Here is a 17,481-nt window from a genome sequence, read left to right as displayed (position 1 = left end):
CGCCGGGATCTTACATTTCGCATTCGGCCGCATAAACGTCGGCGTGATCTTCCAGCGCGACACCCAGGATCTTGTTGGTGAAGACATCACCTTCCTGCACGACTTCGCGAACATAGATGTCCTGAATCGGGTGGTGGTTCGGCCCGAACTTGAAATCGCCGCGCACCGAGTCGAACTCTGCGTCTTCAAGCGCCGCACGGAACGCGCCCTGATCGTTCACGTCCGCTTTGGCCATGGCCGAAAGGATCAGGTTTGCGGTGTCGAACCCCTGCGACGCATAGAGCGAAGGCAGGCGACTATATTCAGCCTGGAAGCTTTCGACAAAGGCTTTGTTGGCGGCATTGTCGATATCCTTGTTCCACTGGCTGGTGTTCTTCACGCCAAGCGCCGCAGCTCCCACCGCCTGAAGGATGCCCTGATCAAAGCTGAAGGCAGGTCCGACGACAGGCAGGTCGACGCCACTGTCAGCGTATTGCTTGAGGAAGGATATTCCCATACCCCCCGGCAGAAAGAAGAACACGCTATCCGCGCCTGATGCCCGGATTTGGGCGATTTCTGCGGCATAGTCGGTTTGACCTAGCTGGGTGTAAACCTCGCCGGCCAGATCGCCACCATACTTGCGCTTGTAGCCCGCCAGCGCATCCTGACCCGCCGGATAGTTGGGCGCAAGGATAAAGCTGTTCTTGTAACCTGTTGATTTTGCATAAGCACCGGCTGCTTCATGCAGGTTGTCGTTTTGCCATGCGACGTTGAAATAGTTCTGGTGACAGCCTTTTCCCGCCAAGGTCGAAGGTCCGGCATTTGGCGACAAATAGAACTTGCCCTGCGCGGTCGCCGACGGCACAACCGCCATCGCCAGGTTCGACCAGATGATTCCGGTCAGGATATCCACCTTGTCGGATTGGATCATCCGGTCGGCCAGTTGCACGGCGATATCCGGCTTTCTCTGGTCATCCTCGATAACGACTTCAATGTCGGAATTGCCGGATTGCTTGACTGCCAGCATGAAACCGTCGCGCACGTCGATACCCAATCCGGCACCGCCGCCGGACAAAGTGGTGATCATTCCGACCTTTACGGGTTCGGCAAAGGCCATGCCAACTGTCAGAGCGGCAGTTGCCGCCGCCAAAAGCAAAGATTTGGTTTTCATTGTCTTCTCCCTGTAAAACAACGTCTCTTGAAGGTGTTGTTGGACGCTTCCTGTTCGGGCTCCCCCGAGTTCCCGCCGCCCCCTTCCAAATGCCGCGGGTTGTTCGTTTGCTTGATCTTCAGCGTCTGGGCCGAAGGCTATCCGGTTTCTCCCAAGGTGCAAGCACGCAGATCATTTTCCGCCCTCACGCAACTGGAATCGCTGAATTTTCCCGGTCGCCGTCTTGGGTAGCGCACCCGTGAATACGATGCTGCGCGGATACTTGTACGGTGCAATCGTCGTCTTGACGTGATCCTGCAACGCCTTGATCGTTGCCTCATCGGGGGCATGGCCTTCGTTCAGAACCACATGCGCCTGAACGATGTTGCCGCGCGCCTCGTCCGGTTTTGCCACCACCGCGCATTCGGATACCGCGGGATGTGATAACAACGCGGCCTCGACCTCGGGACCTGAAATGTTGTAGCCCGAGCTTTGAATCATGTCGTCGTTTCGGGCGGCAAAATGCAGATACCCTTCCGCATCCATGGTAAAGCTGTCGCCGGTAATGTTCCAGCCATCCAGCACATAGTCACTCTGTCGCTCGTCATCGAGATAACGGCAACCGGTCGGGCCGCGCACGGCAAGGCGACCGACTGTTCCGGGTGGAAGTTCGGCCCCGTCATCGTCAATGACTTTCGCTTCGTATCCCGTGACCGGTTTGCCCGTGCAGGCGGGGCGGTGGTCGGAAAACCGATTGGTGACAAAGATATGCAACATCTCGGTCGCGCCGATGCCGTCCAGCATCGGCTTGCCGGTCTTTGCCATCCAGTCGTCGTAAATTGGGGCGGGCAGGGTTTCCCCCGCCGACACCGCCGCTCGCAGGCAGGACAAGTCGGCCCCTTCTTCCATCGCCGCCAACATCGTTCGATAGGCCGTCGGCGCCGTGAAACAGACTGTTGCCTTATAGGTTTGAATGATTTCGATGAGATTCGGTGGCGAGGCGTTTTCCAGCAAGGCCGCCGCCGCACCGAACCGAAGCGGAAAGATCGCCAGCCCTCCGAGACCAAAAGTGAATGCCAATGGAGGAGAGCCGACAAACACGTCTTCTGGCGTGACCTTCAAAACCTCCTTGGCATAGCCGTCCGCGATAATCAGTAAATCGCGATGGAAATGCATCGTGGCCTTGGGCGAGCCGGTGGTTCCAGAAGTGAACCCCAAAAGCGCGACATCGTCCTGGCTGGTCTTGACGGCGTCAAAGTGCACAGGCTTTTCCAACGCCAGCCGGTCCAGTTCGGCGTCGTGATTGGCAGTGCCGTCAAAGCCGACAACGGTTTTCAGATACTTCGATGCCTTGGCGCAAGCGACCAATTCGTCCTTGAGGCGCGTATCGCACAACGCATGCGTGATTTCCGCCTTGTCCACGATTTTTGTCAACTCACCTGTGCGCAACATTGGCATCGTGTTGACGACGACCGCACCGACCTTGGTCGCGGCCAGCCAGCAGGCCACCATTGCCGGGTTGTTTGCGGAACGGATCAGGATGCGGTTGCCCGGCACAACACCCAGATTCTCGACCAGAACATGCGCGATGCGATTGCTCCAGTCCGTCAACTCCTTGTACGTGCGGCGCCGCCCGTTCCCGATCAGCGCAGTGTGGTCGCCAAACCCCTTTTCCACCATCTGGTCCGTCAACTCGACCGCGGCATTCAGTCGATCCGGATAGTCGAACGCGTCAAGCAGCAGGTCCGGCCATTGATCTGCCGGCGGCAAGTTGTCCCGCGCGAAGGTGTCAATATGGGCAGATGGTCTCAGCATGTCATCCTCCCTGATGCGCGCCAAGGGTTTGCCGCGCGATTACCACGCGCTGCACATCCGATGCGCCCTCATAGATGCGCAGCGCCCGGATTTCGCGGTACAGCTTTTCGACCGTTTCCCCCGATTTCACTCCGTCGCCGCCAAAAAGCTGCACGGCCCGGTCGATGACCTGCTGGGCGTGGTCGGTTGCAAACAGCTTGGCTATGGCTGCCTCGCGCGTGATGCGCGGCGCTCCGGAATCCTTGGACCACGCGGCGCGGTAAACAAGCAGGGCTGCGGCGTCCACATCCACGGCCATATCGGCAATGTGGCCTTGCACCATCTGTAAATCCGACAAGGGCGCGCCGCCGATTCTGCGCGCCTGCACTCGGGTCAGGGCTTCGTCGAGTGCGCGGCGGGAAAACCCTAGCGCGGCTGCCGCCACGGTGGAGCGAAACACATCCAAAACCGACATGGCGATCCGGAATCCGTCTCCGGGCGCACCGATCATGGCAGCGGCGGGAATGCGGCATTCCGAAAAGCGCAGAGTAGCAAGGGGATGCGGTGCAATCGTGTGCAGCCGCTCGGTCACTTCAAAACCGGGCAGACCGGCGGGCACGACAAAGGCCGACAGTCCTTTGGCACCGGGGGTCTCTCCGGTACGGGCGAACACCGTGTAGACATCGGCGATGCCGCCATTTGAAATCCAGGTTTTTTCTCCGTTCAGAACAAAGTCATTACCGTCACGAGTCGCCGTCATCGTGGAATTGGCAACATCTGACCCCGATTGCGGCTCGGTCAGGGCAAAGGCCGATATCGCCTTGCCCGCTGTTGTCAGTGGCAGCCATTCGGCTTTTTGCTTGGCAGTGCCGAAAAGTGAAATTGCACCTGTTCCCAGCCCTTGCATGGCAAAGGCAAAATCCGCCAGACCATCGTGCCGGGCCAGCGTTTCCCGGATCAAGCACAGGGTTCTGACGTCAAGCGCATCGCCCCCTTGATCTGACGCGGTGTGTTTTAACCAGCCATCCTGACCAAGTGAGGCAACAAGGCTACGGCAGGCTGCATCAGTGTCGAAATGGTCGATCCTCGCAAGTTCCTGACCGGCCCACATTTCCAGCGCATCGGCAAGCTTCCGATGCCTCTGGTCAAAAAAAGGCCAGTTCAGAAAGGATCGATCCACCATGACTCAATCCCCCTCGAACACCGGTTTTTCCTTGGCGACGAACGCGGTATAGGCGCGTTCAAAATCGCCGGTTTGCATGCAGATTGCTTGTGCTTGCGCCTCGGCTTCGATGGCCTGTTCAACGGACATCGACCACTCCTGCGCGAGCATTGTCTTGGTCATCATATGCGCAAAATTCGGACCTGCGGCCAAACGGGCCGCCAGGTCCTGTGCCTCTGCCTCCAAATTTCCTGCAGGCACAAGACGATTGAAAAACCCCCAGCGCTCGCCTTCTTCGGCGCTCATGGAACGGCCGGTATACAGCAACTCGGCGGCGCGCCCTTGGCCAATGATCCGGGGCAGGATGGCGCAGGCACCCATGTCGCATCCGGCTAGGCCCACACGGGTAAACAGAAAAGCAGTTTTTGCGTCGGGTGTTCCAATGCGCAGATCGCTTGCCATGGCAATGATGGCACCGGCACCGACACAAATCCCGTCGACGGCGGCAATTACCGGCTTGCCGCAATTCACCATCGCCTTGACCAGATCCCCGGTCATCCGGGTGAATGCCAGCAATTCCTTCATGTTCATCCGGGTCAGCGGCCCAATGATGTCATGGACATCGCCGCCAGAACTGAAATTACCGCCGTTCGACGCAAAGACCACCGCGTTGACGTCATCGGAGTAGGCCAGGTCGCGAAACCAGTCGCGCAATTCGGCATAGCTGTCAAAGGTCAGCGGGTTCTTCCGGTCAGGCCTGTTCAGGGCAACCGTCGCGATGCCATCGGAGATATCACAAAGGAAATGTCTGGTGTCACTTCGCATGTTTGTTATTTGCCCTCGTCCAACGATTTCACCAACGTCTCCAGCTTGGTGCTGAATACCATGGCTTCTTCCGCGTCGAGCGTCCCAAGCAGCTCGTCGATCCATCCTTCGTGGGCCGCCGCCTGCGTCGCAAACTCGGCCTCGCCCTTGCGTGTCAGCCGCACCAGTGAGGCGCGCCGGTCGCCCTCGACCGCCACCCGCATGACCAGTCCCTCGTCGACCAGGCGATCCACGATGCCGGTGACGTTGCCGTTCGACACCCGCAACACGCCTGAAAGCTCGCTCATCTTGAGGCCGTTCTTGTGTCTTGACAGAGCAGCCATCACATCGAACCGCGGCAGGGTTGAGTTGAACTCACTGCGCAGTTTTGCGCGCAGATGTGTCTCGACCCCACGTGACACCTTGAGCAAGCGCAACCAAAGTCGCAGGCGTTCCTTGCTTGGCGCTTCGGTGGGTCTTGAGGCGGGGCGGGTCATATTTCACCTCCGGATATGGTCATCGTGTGACCGTTGACGCCGCGCGCGCCCTCTGAACACAGCCACAAGGCGGCGGCGGCGACCTCGTCAGTGTTGATGAAACGGTTTTGCGGATTAGAACGTTTAAGGGCGGCTTCTGCCTGTACCCGATCCGCACCGGTTTTTTCCATGATGGTGGCTATCGAACGCTCCAGCAAAGGAGTTGCGACAAACCCGGGGCAGATAGCGTTCGCGGTAATCCCCGATGGTGCAAGTTCCAGGGCCAGAGCACGGGTCAACCCCACGACACCATGCTTGGCTGCGCAATACGCCGAGACATAGGGATATCCTTTCAGGCCAGCGGTCGAAGCTATGGCGATCAAGCGCCCATACCCGGCCTCCTGCATGTCCGGTAACGCAGCCTGATAGCAGTGGAAAACTCCAGACAGGTTCACATCCAGCACCTGCTGAAGATCGCTACTGGACATCTTCGAAAACGGTTTGCTAGGCGCCGCACCCGCGTTCGCAACTACGATCGTGACCTTGCCTTGTTCCTGCCGGGCCGCTGCGAACGCCGCCTCGACATCCTCAGGCCGCGTCACGTCGCAGATCTGATAGAAAAGGTTCTGTGCTTTCAGCCTGTCCTCGTTGCGTCCGAGGATCGTCACTTTCGCTCCGGCATCAGCGAACTGACGGGCGCATTCCGCACCAACTCCGGTTCCTCCACCGGTTACGACAACATGAGAGCCAGAAATATGCATTGCGAACCCCAGTTACAGGGTACTTTAGCAACCGGTATTTATTTCAACAATAAAAATTTTGAACTTAAAGTAAAATGATGAAAACAGTTAATAAATCAATTCTTTACCCCGGAAATTTGAATTCGCGGTTATCGAGGATTGACCCAGAGGTTCGACAGAACCGTTACGTGATCATCTCCCGGCAATAGCAATTTGCCGGGAGAATCGTCAGCGGTCCATCAACCGTCGTTGCCGGAAGAGCGCGCTTCTTCGCGAATGTTCACCCAGGGAGTGGCAGCACCGGCTTTGGCATACTCGTCATATTTCTCGCGCCCCAGCGCTTCGACAGCTTGCGCAATATAGCCATCGATGTCGGCCTTGTCCGTCGGTTCAAACTTTGCGCCGATCTTGGCCATGTTTGCCTCGACGGCTCCAAGCAGACGCGCCGCCTTCTCGGCGTTTCCATGTTTCATTGCAACGCCTCCATATGCGGCGACGCAAAGGTTGATTACGGGCGGATAATCGAAATCCCGCCCCAGATCGAACGCCTCGCCCAAAAGTGCCAGCGCCTCGTCGGTTTTGCCTTCGGCGATCCGGAAATGCGCGACGTTCTGTTTCAATAGCCCGGGCCAGAATGTGTTCCGTTCCAACGTCAAAAGCTCCAGCGCCTGACCATAGCATTCTTCGGCAGCATCTTTCATGCCTTCCATGCGCGCGCCTTCGCCCATGATAAGCAAACCGAGCGCAGTGAAATAATTGTCGCCTTTGGCCTGCATGTGCTGGATGCAGCCCATGATCGTTTCACTCGGATCTTCGATGTTGCCGGTCGCAGCCCCGCAGATCGCGTGGATCATGGCGGCTTTCTTCGTGGCATCTTCGTCGTTCAATTCAGTAAAGATACGCTCGGCCTTCTGACCGTGAAGGTAAGCCCCTTCGTAATCGCCCGCCATGGCCTTGGTATAGGCAGCGGCCAAATTGATTTTCGCAGCGGCAGCGCTGTCACCCAACTTGGAGGCGAGTTCATCCGTTTTTTTGATCCAGTCAAGGCTTTCCGTAAACTGACCCTGAGATATCCAGTACCAATAGAGTGCGTCTATGAAACGCGCGCAGGTCTCGATGTCCTGACGCCCGAGGGCAATGCGCAAAGCGGCACGAATATTGTCAGCCTCGTCACTCAGCCGTGTGACATGGCGTTTTTGTTCGTGGGTCAGAACATACGCGCCGCAGGTTTTGCAAAGCCGTGCGAACTGATCGATGAACGCAGTTTGCGCCTGTTCCAAGTCACCGTTTTTCTCCAACAACTCCGTGGCGAACTCGCGCACCATATCAAACATTCCGAATCGAGGGGCGCCGTTGGCGACACGTCGATAGAGCAGGTTCTTGGATGTCAGCGATGCCACGGCCTCAAGGACGTCCGCATCAAAATCTGATATTTCCAACAAAGTGTCCTCTGCATCGTCGATGCGGAAGCCACCCGAAAAAACGGATAGGGCCAAAAAGGTCTGTCGTTCCTCCTCGTTCAACAGGCTTTCACTCCATTCGATGGCATTGCGAAGCGTCCGATGACGCCCGGAATCCTGTTGCGAACTGCGCAAAAGCTTCAGTTTCTTGTCCAGCCGCTCCAGAAGCTGTTGCGGCGACAACAAAGACATGCGTGCGGCTGCCAGATTGAGCGCAAGCGGTATTCCTTCAAGTCGGGTAACGATTTTTGCCACCGTCGCCCGGTTGTCGGCAGTAATCTGAAAGTCCGACGTTTCCGCTTGCACCGCCTCTACAAACAGCCGCATGGCACCGCTTGTTTCGGGGGTGGGGTCGCTGGCCTTGGGCAGGCTGAGCGGATCAATGGCATAGATCTTTTCCATTCTCACTCGCAACTCAGCCCGGCTGGTGACGAGAAGGCGCAGATTGGGGCAATCGTCCAACAGATCTGACACGGCGACGGCCGCATCAATGACGTGCTCGAAGGTGTCGAGCACCAAAAGCATGCGGCTGGTGCCGATGAAGGATGCGATATCGAGGCTGATTGGGCGGCCGGGATAGTCACGCACGCCCAGCGCCTGAGCGATACTGGGCAGTACCAGTCCCGGGGTATCGAGACCGCTGAAATCGACAAAATACGCGCCGTCTTCGGTGTCGCGCAGCCAAAGCGCAGCAACGCGTTGCGCCAAAGTCGTCTTACCCGTGCCCCCCATGCCCGTAACCGTAACAAGACGATCCGAGGAGTCGTTCAGCAAGCCCATGATCTCGGAAGTTTCCCGATCGCGGCCAACGATCGGGCCGCAGGGTTGAGTGATGTTGGTACGACGTACGTCCAGAGTGCGGAGCGGTGGAAAGTCGATGCAAATCTGCGGATCGACAATGTCAAAAAGTGTTTCGGGATATCGGATCGCTTTCAACCGATGAACACCCAGCGGTCGAACTTTTACGTCCCACGCCGCGAAATCATCTTGTTCCAGCAATTGATAGACGTTTCGCGACAATACGATCTGTCCACCGTGTCCGGTATCTCCGATGCGCGCGGCCAGATGCAGGTCATAGCCGACAAGTTGTTTTCCCAGCTGCTGTATCGGTCCTTCGTGCAGTCCGATTCTGACACGCAGGTCGATGCCGCGTGGCCACTGTTCCGTTTTTAGTCTGCGCTGAATTTCAATAGCCGCGCCCAAGGCCTGGCGCGGGGTGTCGAACAAGACCAGAAACGAGTCACCCTGCGTACCATCCTCATCGCCGCCAAACGGGGCATAGCATTCCCGAACGATATCCTGGTGGCGCCTGAGAACGGCAGGGTATTCATCGCCAAGCGCCTGCAGCAAAGCCGTTGATGCTTCGATGTCTGTGAACATCATCGTTCTGCTGACGGCATCAGTTCTGTGCTCAGCTTTTTGTTCAATCGCCGCTTGATTCATCGTCGGTTCCGTTCGTCTTGATTTTTCTTTCAACCGCGGCCTTGGCCTGTGCCCATTGCCTTGCCAAGTCCGATACCAAATCGCCAACCGTTGGGGATGCACGGGCCATCAGACAATTCCAATCCTCCGCCCTGTGTTCGGCGGCGATCCGGTATTGCAACAACCTGTGTTCCTCGTCACCCAGCGCACCATCCTCAACCGCTCTCAGAAATTCTGAGACCGCCTTGAAACGGAAACGCTCTGCGTCAATGTCGCCGGAACGGGACACCTGGTCAATCAGGAAACCGGAAAAAGCCATTGCTTGATCAATATGTTTGCATTTGACGTGACGCCAATCGAGTTGCTCAAGGTACTTGGTCCATTTGTCTGGCAGGATTGGGTCAATACTGTGCAATTCTTCAAGCGCATTCCGGTTTTTTCCAAGCCACCGGTTTGCGCGACCGGTCATCAGCAACCACAAAACGAATCCTGCGTCATGTTCGCCAACATCTGGTCCAAGCGCAGACCCCGGCAGGCTGGTTCGCAGATCGTCCAGATCCCTGAACGGAACGCGTGTCGCACGTGGGCGCGTAGCCCAACCGGGGTCCCGTTTCATCAGTCGCGCCACCAGCTTCAACGCGCTGCGGGCATCCTCGCGCTTCGGGTCTTGATCCCTGAGCCAGTCGGACATCCCGGTAGACGGTTCTTGGTTCTGGCTGGCGGCAAAAATGGCGCGCCACGTGCGTTCGGAATAGTGCAGGTTTTGTGCGGCTTGGCAAAGTGCGTTGGCCTCTTGCAGCGAAATGAGGTTCCGGCGAACGGCTCGGCGCAGGGCGATCCGCACGCCGGCCAGTGGCAAGGTCAGAGATGGATAAGGGCGCTCGGGATTGAAGGTCACGGCGACCTCGTCCTCACTGTCGATCAACCTGCGTCGGAACATGCGGAAAATCCGGCCCGTGCCGATGGCCCCCAAAGGGGCGCAATCCACCGCGCGCAGCGCTCCCATGCTTGCTGCACCAACGACAACTGCTCCGTCCCGCAAAACATCGGCAACTTCGCGCGGCGACACCGCGTCGTTTTGCGAAAACACGCCATCAAGGATGACCATAACAGAGTAGCGTAACATGCGGGCCAAGTGCAGATCACCGCGACGCACAGGCGGTCGCAGCTCGGCAATCGGCAGGATGCGCCGGACTTCCTCAGCGGGGATCGACGGGCCGACAAAGACCAGTGGAGGGGCCGCGGGGGTCGTGAAGTCAGGTGTATCTATACCAGCCATCTCAGATCCCGTCGCGAGACGCGGCTTTGGTCCACCAGAAAAACGCTCAGCCCCGGAACGCAGACCCGAACAACCGCCGCCTGCAAATCACTGCGGGTCAGGTCTGCAAACAAAGCTTGCGAAAACCCGGCAACCTCCAATGCGCCGAGAATGTGAGCCAGATCATCAACCAGATCGTGGCTTTCAAAACTGGGAACGCTGCTCCATGTGCTGAATTCCATAGCCTCAGGGTGAAACGGAAAGGGGCGTTTGCGTTGCGGCATTCTGTTGAAACTGTCTCGCGCGCCTTGAATGCGGGCCAGACGCGACTGAACGGCCTCGGTCAAGGCCCGGGACAGGGCCACACCGGCGTTCGGCGCACAGCCAAGGCCGGGAAACTTCTTTTTTTGCGGTCCCGAAGGCGTCGGATACGACCCATCGATAATGGTGGCGCGAAAAACGGGGATGCGGATGTCCTGAGTAATTTCCTCAAGCTCAACCGACAGCCCTTCTTCCTCGATTTCGCCGATCAGATTCCGACAGGTTTGCGGCAGGTCAGCCTCGGCGGCAATTCTCCGGCACGTCGGCGCCGTGTCTTCTGCTTCGCCATAGAGTTCAAAAAACAGCAGTTGACTGATTGCATCGCGCTCGACCAACTCGCACAGCCCGTGCACGACCGCTTCGAGGAGGGTGTTGCCCGAGGCGAGCCCGTTCGTGTCCGGCAGGTGCAAAAGGCCGTCAACCGGCGGGCAGACCATCATGTCCACAGGAACCAGGACATCACGTGCCGTTTTCAGATCGGTTGCCGCGAGCCACGTAAATTCACGATCGGGGTCAAATCGGGTGCCAGGTGGAAGAGTAAGAAGCCTAGGGTCCAACGCGTTGGAATTGCATTCCGACAGCTTGGAAAAGCTGGCCCGAATGGCGCCTTGGGGAATCGTTTCCGCTGTGACCCTTTCGCACGCTTCCATGATGGCGCTTGCTTTTGCCGCCGCCTTGCTGCGCCCTTTTCCCATATGCGTGGTCAAATCGCGGGCGAGAGGGGTGACAGCACAATAGACCGGTAATCCAAGGCGATCCAAAGGCGTCAGATCGGCCACCCGTGTTATCGGCAGCGCGGACCTGATCCTGTCACATTTCTCGAGTGTCTGTTCGGCGGTCAAGGTCCTTGGGAAATCAAGCGAGACCTTGACCGAGTTTTCGTGGCCAAATAGGTGCCGTACGGTCTTGGCGATAGACGGCACTCAGGTAACCTTAAAGCGCGGCCATGCCGCCATCTTCATCACCGTCGGACGAAAACGGCATACCGGTGATCTTGTCCTTGAGTTTGATAATCGCGTCGATTTCTTCTTTCGAGAATTCCTCGTTCAAAATGCGCTTGTGGTCATCTGAAATGTGGCTTGCGTCCTGAACGGCTCCTGCGTTGACCAAGCGATCCAAATTCGAAGATTCGGCCATGACTTCATTCCCCCTCTGTAGGTTTCCGGCGGAATGCCGAAAATTATTAACAAACTCTATGCACGACAAATTATGCCAGCGTGTCAACGAATATTGTTGAATTTCTGCCCTTTCCAGCCGAAACTTAACCAAATGTTTAGAAATTTTGAGGCGAGCAATGAATGAGAATGCTTCTGTCGTAGGCAAACTTTCCAACAGCCAGATCGTTCGCACAAAGATGAAGCTGACCTGCTCTGCCGCGAATGAGGCATTCGCCAGATTCTGGGCGCGGCCAGACCTGCCAGACCTAATTCCGGGTTTTCTTGTCACGCTTCAACAAATCATGCGTGCCACCGTCCCATTGATGGAGGCCGCGCGGGATCGTGCGGCGGAAATGGCCGAGCGTGACGCCTTGTGCCGCCATTTGCGCGACTATTTTGCCAAGCATGTAGGCGAAGAACGTGACCATGATTTATGGGCGCTCGACGATCTCGAAGCGGCGGGGTTTGCGCGGGCAGACGTTCTTGACGTTCTGCCGCTTGGCGATGTGGCCTCGATGATGGGGGCGCAATACTATTGGATCCACCATTATCATCCGGTCATGCTGTTGGGTTGTATCGCGCTTTTGGAATCCGCACCCCCCAGTGACCAGTTGATTGACAAGCTTGAACGCGAAAGCGGTTTGCCGAAAGAAGCCTTTCGAACCTATCATTTCCACGGCCGCGTCGATCCGCATCATCGCGACGATCTGGATGAAGCGCTGGATCAGATGCCGCTCAGCCGCCGCCATCTAGGTCTGATAGGTATCAGCGCGACGCATACTGCGAACACGCTTGCGTCGATCGCAGGCCGAATTTCTCCCTCCGACGCCCCTGATCGACGGATCTGAGACGGCATCGCGATTTCGGGGGATCGCGATCCGCAAAATACAGGAGATCACAGTGACCAAGCGCAGCAGTGCGCCGCTTCGAAACCCGATGGTTTTGCGCGGCAGTCCCTATGCCGACGACGCAACGGACCGCGTCGCACAAATCGAAGTTCCGGCGTTGGCGCAAGCTTTGAAAAGCGTTGGCAAAACCTACGCAGTGGGCGAAGCGTTGGCGATGCCGGAAACCGAGCCCCTTTCCACCCGTGACCGGCGCAAGATCATCGATCAGTCCATTCTTGTTCTCAGCGAGCTCTATGTTCATCGGGAACTTAAACGAACCAGGCATGCGGTCGATCCGGTGACGGCTCTGCGTCAGCTCAAACGACGCTGCGACAAGCTGGACGGATATGAATTTCACCTTCATATCATGAAGATATTCAAGGGGTTGCGGGATATTCACACGGCCTATGTGATGCCTCCGCCCTTTTCAAACATGGTGGCGTTCCTGCCATTCCTGCTGGATGCTCACGTCATCGACAGCGACGCACCTGTGCATGGCAAGGTGTGCGAAGTCGAAGACCTCAGCGAAGACAGTTTCGACCCGGATGCCGAGCGTACGGTCATCGTTTCAGGGCTGCTCGCGGATTTCAAACATCCATATTTCAAGCCCGGCGTCGAAATCCTGAGTTGGAACGGAATGCCGATCCACGAGGCGATCCGACGCATCGGCGAGGAAGAGCAGGGCTCGAACATCTATGCACAATTCGCTCTGGGTCTGCGTCTGATGACGGTCAGGTGGTTCGGTGGCTCGCTTCCGCCCAGCGAGTACTATGTTACGATCGCGTACCGCTATTGGGATGAAGAAGACAAAGAGGTCATTCGCGAAATCCGTTTTCCCTGGCGTGTCATTCTGGACAACGAAGACAAGGGCAGGGTGGCCTCGGTTCAGGCCATGTGGGAATTGAAGAAGAACTTTCAGAACAACTCCACGTCGGACCCCTCAATGGAACACCGCTCGATGTATGAATCGACCGTGCGGAATACTCTGTTCCAACGGCCCAGCGAGATCGACCGCAAGGAACGCATCATCAAGATGCCCGCCGAAATCGAAGGCCTGCCGCCCGGCGTGTTCGAAGTGCACAATATCAAGGTCGACCATGGGCCTGACGGGTTCAAGTTCGGCCTTGTCAGGATCGTGCACTTTGATTGCAGCCCAAAGAAATTCGTCGAAGGCTTTCTCAAGATTCTGTTCAGCATTCCACAGACCGGGCTATTGATTGACGTTCGATCAAATCCGGGCGGACAGGTGGTCGCCGCCGAACGGGTCCTGCAATTCCTGACACCACGTGTCATCACGCCGTTGCCTTTTCAGTTTCTGGCGACAACGCTGGTGGAACAGATCGTATGGTCCAGCAAAAGCAAGGCAAAACCTCTCCGGGATTGGCGCAACAGGGTGTCTCCGGCCGTGGACGTCGGCAATATGTTTTCGGGCCAGGAAACGCTGACAGACCCGCAATCTGCCAACGATATCGGGCAGGTCTATTACGGGCCGATTGCGCTGGTCACCAACGCGATTACCTACAGTTCGGGCGACATCTTCGCGGCCAGTTTTCAGGATCACGAAATCGGGCCCGTCATCGGCGTCGACCCCAGCACAGGAGGGGGCGGGGCCAATATGTGGCCGCATCGCCATTGCGTCGATCTGGTTACCCCCGGCGAAACGCTCGACTACCTGCCGCCCGGAAAGGCGCCAGTCGAACCCAAACCGCATTACGCGGTGCGACGCTGCACGAGGGTGGGCAAAAACCAGGGCCTTCCCATTGAAGAGGATGGCGTTCGTCGCGATCATTTCCACAACCTGACCCGCGACGACCTGCTGGGCGGTGACGTCGATCTGATCCGCCATGCCGCCAAGCTGTTGAGCGGGCTGCCAAAGCAGGATTTCGATGTGGGTTTACGGGTGGATGGTCGGCCCATCGCGCTTGATTCAATCATTCTGGATGTACCGGTCGTTACCGACCAGGTTCAGGTGGAACTCGACGTGGATGTGGGCGAGCGGTACGGAGGGCTGCAGTTCATTCTGTCCGTGGATGGTCGGCCCATAGGGCTACAACTCCCAACGAGCAACCGGACCCGAATGAAGTTCAAGCTTGACACAAACAAAATGGCGGATGTTCGGCTGGATGCCCATGACTTTGACATCGTAAGCGGTCATAGCTCAGGGGTGGCTGCTTCCTTCCGGCGTCGGATCCTCTTTAGGCGGCTGTCGGATGATGTCGACGGTGCGGCGTTGCAAAGCGCCTGACCAGCCCGGGGCTGCCGCCCCGGTCTTGCCGTTCTACCCGCAAATCTCGACCTCAGTCTCCCAGTCCTGGCATTTCTCGGCCAGGGTGGGGGGCAAGGCCTGATCGGTGTAAAACCTGTCGATACACTCCATCGACACGATGCGCGCAGGGGCAGAGCGTTGGAACTTGGAATGGTCCGCAACCAGAAAGCTCTTTCGCGCCTGCGTTAGGATGGTCTGGCTGACCTTGACCTCCTGAAAGTCGAAATCCAGCAGGTCCCCGTCCATGTCCAGTGCCGAGCAGCCAATAACCGCATAGTCGAACTTGAATTGTTCGATCACGGCCACCGTCAGGTTGCCGATCAATCCTCCGTCCGCCCTGCGCAGAACCCCGCCAGCGACGACGATCTGACAATCTGGATTGGCAACCAGAATATTGGCCACGTTCATATTGTTCGTAACCACCATCAGGTTCTTATGGGCCAGCAGCGCCCGCGCGACCGCCTCGGTCGACGTGCCGATATTCAGAAAAATCGACGCGCCGTCCGGAATATCCCGTGCGCATCTTTCGGCAATTTTGGTTTTCGCGTCCTCGTTCAAACCGCGCCGGTCTTCGTATCCGATATTTGACACGCCCGAGTGCAGAACCGCCCCGCCGTGCACGCGGTCAATCTTTCCGGCCTCCGACAACTCGCCAAGGTCGCGACGAATGGTCTGGACCGTAACCCCAAAGCGTTCCGCCAGATCCTCGACCGTAACCCGGCCTTCGGTCCGGGCAATTTCAAGAATATCCGATTGTCTGAACGAAAGGGACATGCTGGGATTCTCGGCTGTTTCCGAACGCACCGTTGAAGGGGGTTGGACTATTCTTGGTGTTTTTGCGTGAACGCATGCGAAAGTCAATCAAGCCAAAACGAAATAAAACGAAAATTAATGTTGACGAAACGAATAACTGGCGCATAGATGCGCGCAAAACCCAGAGCGTGGAGCCACTCCAAAATGCCCGGTCAAAAACCCCAGATTTGCGATCTTTTCATCATCGGTGGCGGTATCAACGGATGCGGCATTGCGCGCGACGCCGCTGGTCGGGGCCTATCGGTCGTGCTTGCGGAAATGAACGATCTGGCCTCCGCAACCTCGTCAGCATCGACCAAGCTGTTTCATGGCGGTTTGCGCTATCTGGAGTATTTCGAAGTGCGCCTTGTGCGCGAGGCCCTGATCGAGCGCGAGACCTTGCTGTCGGCCATGCCTCATATCAGTTGGCCAATGCGCTTTGTCCTGCCGTACCATCCCGATATGCGCTTTGACGCGGAAACCCCGACTTCGCGCATTCTGAATACGGTCATGCCGTGGATGCGCGGCCGGCGGCCAGCCTGGCTGATCCGGCTGGGTCTTTTTCTTTACGATCATCTGGGCGGTCGCAAGGTACTGCCCGGCACACGGCGGCTGGATCTGCGGAATACCCCTGAAGGCCTGCCATTGCAGGACAAGTTCCGGCACGCCTTTGAATACTCTGATTGTTGGGTCGAAGATGCCCGCCTCGTCGTCCTGAACGCCCGCGACGCCGCGGCTCGTGGCGCACAAATTCTTGTCCGAAACGAGGTGGTCGCGGCAAGGCGCGACGGCGATTTTTGGACAATCTCGGTCAGGGACAGCAATACGGGAGGCACACGATCATTTCAGGCACGTATGCTGGTCAACGCGGGCGGGCCGTGGGTTGGCGATATCATTCAGAATCGCGTCCACACGCAATCGCGTGATGGCGTGCGTCTGGTGCGCGGCAGCCATATCGTGACCCACAGGCTTTACGACCACGACAAATGTTATTTCTTTCAGGGCGAAGACGGACGCATCATCTTTGCGATCCCGTATGAAACCGACTTCACGCTGATCGGAACCACCGATCAAGACCATGCGGACCTTTCGGAAAAACCCGTCTGCACCGAAGAAGAGCAGGACTACCTTTGCGCTTTTGCCTCGAAATACTTCAAAACGCCGCTGTCTCGTAAGGATGTCGTCTGGACCTATTCCGGTGTTCGCCCGCTGCATGACGACGGGGCCAGCAGCGCTACGGCGGCGACCCGCGACTATTCTCTCAAGGTGGATGACGACGGCGGCGCGCCCCTTCTGAACGTGTTCGGGGGCAAGATCACCACCTATCGACGTCTGGCAGAAAGCGCCCTGGAAAAGATCGGCCGCTACTTCCCTGACCTGCCCGGTCCCTGGACAGCCGGGATCGCCCTGCCGGGAGGGGATTTCGCCGTGGGCGGCTTCGATGACCTCGTCGCGCGCCTGTCCTCCGAGTTCAACTTTCTGGATGCATTCTGGGCACGCAGGTTGGTCAGGGCCTACGGCACCGAGGCATGGGACGTACTGGCAGGCGCAACATCGCGTGACGAACTGGGGCAGGACTTTGGTGCGACACTGACCGAACGCGAAGCCGTCTGGTTGATAGACCGCGAATTCGCGCGCAGGGCCGAAGATATCGTGTGGCGCCGCAACAAGCTGGGCCTGCGACTGAACGCGGAACAGATTGCCGTGTTGGACGCATGGATGCTGCAGCGGCGGGGCGTAACCGGAGCAGCGCCAGCCAACCACGTTCCTTCAGCCGGTTGAAGGCGAACGGCGGCAAGGGTGCAACCCCTGC

At 57.7% G+C, this 17,481-nt stretch carries 14 protein-coding genes; 3 read left to right on the top strand and 11 right to left on the bottom strand.

Translation table 11 applies throughout. The annotated features are described in order from the left end of the window. Positions 1-10: 10 nt before the first annotated feature. The 10 genes from AC2FMY_RS03100 to AC2FMY_RS03055 form a co-directional block, all read right to left on the bottom strand. Positions 11-1,150, bottom strand: coding sequence for an ABC transporter substrate-binding protein (locus tag AC2FMY_RS03100; RefSeq protein ID WP_496806960.1), 1,140 nt, complete (start codon positions 1,148-1,150; stop codon positions 11-13). Positions 1,151-1,321: 171 nt separating this feature from the next. After that, the gene (locus AC2FMY_RS03095; protein ID WP_496806959.1) at positions 1,322-2,944 is read right to left on the bottom strand and encodes an AMP-binding protein; all 1,623 of its coding nucleotides are present in this window, start codon (positions 2,942-2,944) and stop codon (positions 1,322-1,324) included. Between the two features lies 1 nt (position 2,945). Continuing rightward, on the bottom strand, positions 2,946-4,106 hold the full coding sequence (locus tag AC2FMY_RS03090; RefSeq protein ID WP_496806958.1) for an acyl-CoA dehydrogenase family protein: 1,161 nt from the start codon (positions 4,104-4,106) through the stop codon (positions 2,946-2,948). Positions 4,107-4,109: 3 nt separating this feature from the next. Continuing rightward, positions 4,110-4,910 (bottom strand): enoyl-CoA hydratase family protein, encoded by an 801-nt coding sequence (locus AC2FMY_RS03085; protein WP_496806957.1) that lies wholly within the window; start codon positions 4,908-4,910, stop codon positions 4,110-4,112. 5 nt (positions 4,911-4,915) lie between these two features. Then, positions 4,916-5,386 (bottom strand): MarR family winged helix-turn-helix transcriptional regulator, encoded by a 471-nt coding sequence (locus AC2FMY_RS03080; protein ID WP_496806956.1) that lies wholly within the window; start codon positions 5,384-5,386, stop codon positions 4,916-4,918. Continuing rightward, positions 5,383-6,126 carry an SDR family NAD(P)-dependent oxidoreductase gene (locus AC2FMY_RS03075; protein WP_496806955.1) on the bottom strand — a complete coding sequence of 248 codons (744 nt, stop codon included), beginning with the start codon at positions 6,124-6,126 and terminating at the stop codon, positions 5,383-5,385. The genes AC2FMY_RS03080 and AC2FMY_RS03075 overlap by 4 nt, the downstream gene beginning before the upstream one ends. 218 nt (positions 6,127-6,344) lie before the next feature. Then, the gene (locus AC2FMY_RS03070) at positions 6,345-8,945 is read right to left on the bottom strand and encodes an adenylate/guanylate cyclase domain-containing protein (protein WP_480748109.1); all 2,601 of its coding nucleotides are present in this window, start codon (positions 8,943-8,945) and stop codon (positions 6,345-6,347) included. 43 nt (positions 8,946-8,988) lie between these two features. Beyond that, a complete protein-coding gene (locus tag AC2FMY_RS03065) occupies positions 8,989-10,266 on the bottom strand; it encodes a TfuA-like protein (RefSeq protein WP_496748301.1) in 1,278 nt (425 codons plus the stop codon). After that, complete coding sequence (locus AC2FMY_RS03060; protein ID WP_496748300.1) at positions 10,254-11,489, bottom strand: YcaO-like family protein; 1,236 nt, start codon at positions 11,487-11,489, stop codon at positions 10,254-10,256. The genes AC2FMY_RS03065 and AC2FMY_RS03060 overlap by 13 nt, the downstream gene beginning before the upstream one ends. A gap of 10 nt (positions 11,490-11,499) precedes the next feature. Next, positions 11,500-12,012 carry a hypothetical protein gene (locus tag AC2FMY_RS03055; RefSeq protein WP_496806954.1) on the bottom strand — a complete coding sequence of 171 codons (513 nt, stop codon included), beginning with the start codon at positions 12,010-12,012 and terminating at the stop codon, positions 11,500-11,502. 13 nt (positions 12,013-12,025) lie between these two features. Between AC2FMY_RS03055 and AC2FMY_RS03050 the strand changes: the two genes are divergently transcribed. Then, on the top strand, positions 12,026-12,571 hold the full coding sequence (locus AC2FMY_RS03050; RefSeq protein WP_496806953.1) for an iron-containing redox enzyme family protein: 546 nt from the start codon (positions 12,026-12,028) through the stop codon (positions 12,569-12,571). A gap of 52 nt (positions 12,572-12,623) precedes the next feature. Next, complete coding sequence (locus AC2FMY_RS03045; RefSeq protein ID WP_496748299.1) at positions 12,624-14,855, top strand: S41 family peptidase; 2,232 nt, start codon at positions 12,624-12,626, stop codon at positions 14,853-14,855. 33 nt (positions 14,856-14,888) lie between these two features. Here the strand turns inward: AC2FMY_RS03045 and AC2FMY_RS03040 are convergent, their stop codons facing one another. Then, a complete protein-coding gene (locus AC2FMY_RS03040) occupies positions 14,889-15,650 on the bottom strand; it encodes a DeoR/GlpR family DNA-binding transcription regulator (RefSeq protein WP_496748298.1) in 762 nt (253 codons plus the stop codon). A 183-nt stretch (positions 15,651-15,833) separates the two neighbouring features. Here AC2FMY_RS03040 and glpD point away from each other — a divergent pair, with 183 nt between their 5' ends. Beyond that, complete coding sequence (gene glpD / locus AC2FMY_RS03035) at positions 15,834-17,450, top strand: glycerol-3-phosphate dehydrogenase (protein ID WP_496748297.1); 1,617 nt, start codon at positions 15,834-15,836, stop codon at positions 17,448-17,450. Positions 17,451-17,481 lie beyond the last annotated feature (31 nt).

The sequence above is a fragment of the Ruegeria sp. YKSE079 genome (genome assembly GCF_059612845.1).
The sequence above is the reverse complement of the archived record's forward strand: the minus strand, read 5'-3'. Positions and strand labels throughout refer to the sequence as shown.

Bases quoted from the DNA above. Each gene is read 5' to 3' on its own strand.
- AC2FMY_RS03100 (WP_496806960.1), bottom strand. From the start codon at position 1,150: ATGAAAACCAAATCTTTGCTTTTGGCGGCGGCAACTGCCGCTCTGACA.
- AC2FMY_RS03095 (WP_496806959.1), bottom strand. From the start codon at position 2,944: ATGCTGAGACCATCTGCCCATATTGACACCTTCGCGCGGGACAACTTG.
- AC2FMY_RS03090 (WP_496806958.1), bottom strand. From the start codon at position 4,106: ATGGTGGATCGATCCTTTCTGAACTGGCCTTTTTTTGACCAGAGGCAT.
- AC2FMY_RS03085 (WP_496806957.1), bottom strand. From the start codon at position 4,910: ATGCGAAGTGACACCAGACATTTCCTTTGTGATATCTCCGATGGCATC.
- AC2FMY_RS03080 (WP_496806956.1), bottom strand. From the start codon at position 5,386: ATGACCCGCCCCGCCTCAAGACCCACCGAAGCGCCAAGCAAGGAACGC.
- AC2FMY_RS03075 (WP_496806955.1), bottom strand. From the start codon at position 6,126: ATGCATATTTCTGGCTCTCATGTTGTCGTAACCGGTGGAGGAACCGGA.
- AC2FMY_RS03070 (WP_480748109.1), bottom strand. From the start codon at position 8,945: ATGTTCACAGACATCGAAGCATCAACGGCTTTGCTGCAGGCGCTTGGC.
- AC2FMY_RS03065 (WP_496748301.1), bottom strand. From the start codon at position 10,266: ATGGCTGGTATAGATACACCTGACTTCACGACCCCCGCGGCCCCTCCA.
- AC2FMY_RS03050 (WP_496806953.1), top strand. From the start codon at position 12,026: ATGCGTGCCACCGTCCCATTGATGGAGGCCGCGCGGGATCGTGCGGCG.
- AC2FMY_RS03040 (WP_496748298.1), bottom strand. From the start codon at position 15,650: ATGTCCCTTTCGTTCAGACAATCGGATATTCTTGAAATTGCCCGGACC.
- glpD (WP_496748297.1), top strand. From the start codon at position 15,834: ATGCCCGGTCAAAAACCCCAGATTTGCGATCTTTTCATCATCGGTGGC.